The sequence below is a fragment of the Wolbachia endosymbiont of Nomada ferruginata genome (assembly GCF_001675785.1).
Lineage (GTDB): Bacteria > Pseudomonadota > Alphaproteobacteria > Rickettsiales > Anaplasmataceae > Wolbachia > Wolbachia pipientis.
Genome location: NZ_LYUY01000104.1, coordinates 1 through 4243 on the forward strand (window position 1 = coordinate 1; position 4243 = coordinate 4243).

Annotated in this window: 3 protein-coding genes; 1 reads left to right on the plus strand and 2 read right to left on the minus strand. The window is 33.3% G+C overall.

The features are described from left to right. Positions 1-831: DEAD/DEAH box helicase family protein (locus BA053_RS08730; protein WP_410543232.1), on the minus strand; the 831-nt coding region annotated here is incomplete at its 3' end. A gap of 404 nt (positions 832-1235) precedes the next feature. Then, on the minus strand, positions 1236-3095 hold the full coding sequence (locus BA053_RS05430) for a hypothetical protein (RefSeq protein ID WP_065095143.1): 1860 nt from the start codon (positions 3093-3095) through the stop codon (positions 1236-1238). Positions 3096-3865: 770 nt separating this feature from the next. On the opposite strand from BA053_RS05430, the gene BA053_RS05435 reads away from it, so the two are divergent. Further along, the coding region (locus tag BA053_RS05435) for an LLM class flavin-dependent oxidoreductase (protein ID WP_156518063.1) at positions 3866-4243 on the plus strand (378 nt) is incomplete at its 3' end.

Below are 4243 nucleotides of genomic sequence, written 5' to 3' on the forward strand. Positions count from 1 at the left end.
GGCTATATTTGGCAACAATAATCGATCTATATTCACGCATGGTAGTTGGCTGGTCAATGAGCAGTTCAATATAAACAGCAAAGGGTTTGTAAGACCGATTTTTACAGCCTCTACAACAATAAAATTATTTACAATAGTAAACAGTACATTTATAGTTATGAGATACAAAACAGTATTGACTGCTAACGCTAGAATAAATTTTTCCCTTCTATTAGTTTTTGCAATAACACTCATTGTTCTGATAGTGTTTGCAATACAGTGCCTACTTGATCTTATAGGGCTAACAATCTTTCCACATCTTTTTAAAATCCTTCGTTTTGGTGTTGCAGTTAGGTAAGTTGTAGGATATTCCTCATCAAGCTTGCACATATTTTCAAAGGCCTGCTGCTTGTTAATGCTATCTGCTTCATCAACACTAACCCACAATTTAGGCTTTTCACCGTTTTGCTCTTCAAATTTTCGATCATTCTCTTGCTGTAAAAGCAGATCATGTGTTACTATAATTGTTGTAGGTTTAGTGACTTTCAGCGCATCTTTAATTTCTTGCACAGTTTTAGGTGTTTTAACGTCTGCAATAAATGCACCATCTATCATTTTCTTAGCTTGTTCAACTAAATTGCCATTTGGCACTGCAACTAAATGGTGATATCCTGTTTTAGCTAGCACATGACTCCACAATCCAATATCATAAGTCTTGCCAAACCCAGTTTCTGCATCAATCATAGTATTACAGTTAGTGATGGAAGGGCTTTTTAAATGCTCTAATATTCCTTTAACAACAGGTTTGCGACGTTTTACTATTATAGATTCTTTGCCATCGAAGAGCTTCATAGATTCACCTTGTAGATCAAGGTTGATTTTTTCCAAACTCTTTATAATACTTTACTTTCCTTGATTACTGACAGAACTCATATGTTACCCACTATCACTTGTTCATAATATGTTGATTTAGTAGATTGTCAACACTATTAGTATCTCAGTATTATGACCTTAGCCAAAGGAAATAGTGAAATTAGGAAGTATTTTCTACAAAAAGGAAGATCCCAATAAAAAGGATTTTATTCCATTTGGAGTATGGAACTATTATAAATTTTTCTGTTATTTCTAAATAAATTGCTATTAATTTAACAACATATATTACTAAAAGCTTAAATAATCCAGCCATTTCCAGCAACAAAAAACAGCAAGCGTGAGAACTAGTTTTTTTGGAATCGATTGGTCTAGCAAAAATTACATTACCAATTCCAAGAAAGCGGAGCATTTGGATCATCTGGAATTTCATAAAAAGACAGCCTATCAATTAACAGACTTTCTTCATCTCTACTAAGATCTCTTTTTACAATATTGCAAAAATCTCTATTGCTCCCAAAATTAGCTGTTACTGCAGTCCTTAAATCTTGATTTCCTGCCACAGCTTCCTGAAAGCTGCTGTTATTGGCAAGATGAGTTTCCAGCACAGGTTTTGCGTCATTACCAAATTTGTTTTTCACATTCAGAATAGCTTGTCCCAATTTATTTGTGTTGCTACTAATTAATTTTTCTGCCACTCCTTCCTGCAAAATACGACTACCTGCTAAGATCTCTCTATTTTCATTATCCTTCACAACCGCTTTCCCTATTTCATCTACCTTGGTATTCAAAAGGTGCTGAGTTACGTTATTGACTAACGTCTTCGACTCATCTATATTATCGCCTAAGCCACTTGCATTAAACAAATACTCAGCTAATTTTTCAGGGCTGACCTTCCCTTCAGTAATTCTTTTTGCTTCACCTTTCTCTATACTGCTAGCATTAAATAACAACTCAGCTAACCTAGAAGTGCTGACATTTTTTATTATATCTTCAATAAAGCTCTTTTGATCCCACTGATGATTCTCTGCTAGCGCATTCTTAGCATCGTTAAATACTAGTTCAGAAATCTTATACGAGCTAACTTTATCTTCGGCAATCTTTTTGGCTGCAAGTTGATCTACGTTACTTTTATTAAAAAGCAACTCAGCAAGTTTTATTGGATCAGCTTTATTTATAAAATCCTGCGAATTAAGATTTATTTTATTAGCAACATGAGTAGCAAGATTTTGACCAGTGCTATCAGTTATATCAAGTACTGTTTTTCCCAATATACCTTTATTTTCATCAGTAAGTAGCTGTACAGCGACTTCCTCAATTGATGGGCTTTTTCCATCCCTACCCGCCGGACCTTGAGGACCATCTGCACCTTTTGATCCCTGCATCCCCTTGTCTCCTAAAAAAGCTTTTGCTATCTTACCGTCATAAGCATTTTCGTTATCAGCAGTTTGATCAAGAAATCTACCTAATTTCTCCACTAAAATTGATTTCTTTTTCCCCTCTCCTATATCCTCTGTTGCATCAAGTATTTTTTTCGTGAATTCTAAAATTTTCATATTAGAGCCATCAGCTTTAGCAAAATTACCCTTTTCTGCCAAAAAATCTTTTGCTGTTTTATTATCACCATATATTTCATATTTTTCATCAAGAAGCTTCCCTAATGTATTAACTAAAATTGAAGTTGCATTGGGATCATGTTTATAAAATAATTCCCTTGCTAATCTATTGATTCCGTCACTGTCACGAGAAATAAATCCTCTATCTGTATCTTCCTTAGTATATACATTTTCAACATCAACCTTTTTATTTAATCCTTCATCTACTTCTTCCTTAGTATATACATTTTCAACATCAGCCTTTTTATTTAGGTAAGCAGGCAGAACATCTCGCCTAGGAAATGTACTATCTAGTATCAAGTTAGAGATTCTATCACCCTTATCAAAATCTTTTGCATAAAATATCGCCTCCACTATGGACTTTTCTGCTAACTTTTCTTCAAGTACTGTATGTTCATCATTGTTAGTACTTTTCATATCAAGTAGACTTTTAAAAGCTGCCGCTAAACCTCCTACTTTATAGCTTATTTCACCTTGACCATTTTGTTTATATTTTAATTCCAGACTACCATTGCTTGCATCTAAAGTATACTTATTACCTTTCTCATCACTCAAGGTTATAATTTTAACATTTTCCAAATTTGATATTGATGTGCCGTGATTATCTTTAAACTCTACATTAGGTGTCATATCACTTCATATTAATTAAAACGAAAGGGTACGCAAAAAAATATATTTTTTTATTAATACATGATGCAAAAAGAGCTTTATTCTATTTTAAATATAGAATTGCAATAAATTTTCCTTTTATTTCCAAATAAACTAATTTTCACTCTTTAACATTAATTACCACTAACTCAAATAACACAACCATTTCCAGCATTCAAAACCAAGGGTCGTGAGAAGTGTTTTTTTTGGGATCAGTTGGTCTACCATGTGATCCATACGAACTTTTTATTATAATAATTTTACTATACTGTAAAGTTAGCTGTATTAGCATATTTTGGTCATATTTACATACGAACTAGGTTACCTGATTTTGTTGTAATAATTTTACGCTTTTATTTACACAACCCAATTTTTATGTAAAATGCCCTCACAAATATACGTACTTTTTTGCGCTTTTTGAAACAGTAGTCAATAAATAAATTTGCTGTGATGCTAATTGATCTATGTTTTTGCTAAAATATTCTCATGGCAGAGTGTTGTAGTATTGAATAATGCTAGTTTTCATAAGCCCAAAAAGACAAAGGAATTGATAGAATCAGTGGGTTGTAGAGTTATCTTTTTTTGCCACCATATTCACTAGACTTAAAACCAATAGAAAAGTTTTGGGCTAATATGAAAAAATAGATTAAAAGTAAGACTAGTAAATTATCAGAGACTATTGATATGTTTTTCTGTAACCTAATTCAAAGAGTTTGACTATATACTAAAATACTTATGACAGGAGGGAGAAAATGTCTGCTGTATCAAAAAAACCTGTAAAATTTGCCTATTGGATTCCTAATGTTTCAGGTGGTTTGGTGGTTAGTAAAATAACACAACGTACCAATTGGGACATTGGCTATAACCGTAAGCTGGCACAAATTGCTGAACGTGCAGGGTTTGAGTATGGCTTAACTCAAGTTCGTTTTACTGCGGGTTATGGTGCTGATAATCAGCATGAATCAGTTGCGTTTTCACAGGCGTTACTTGATTCTACAGAAAAACTAAAGGTGATTGCTGCATTGTTACCTGGTCCATGGAATCCAACATTAGAGGTTGTCCACAAACCAGTAAATCAAGCATATTCCCTACTTAACATAACTTTACTCATAGCCAGATATATGAAACTT

Coding starts and splice junctions, on each gene's coding strand:
- BA053_RS05430 (WP_065095143.1), bottom strand. CDS start 3,095: ATGACACCTAATGTAGAGTTTAAAGATAATCACGGCACATCAATATCA.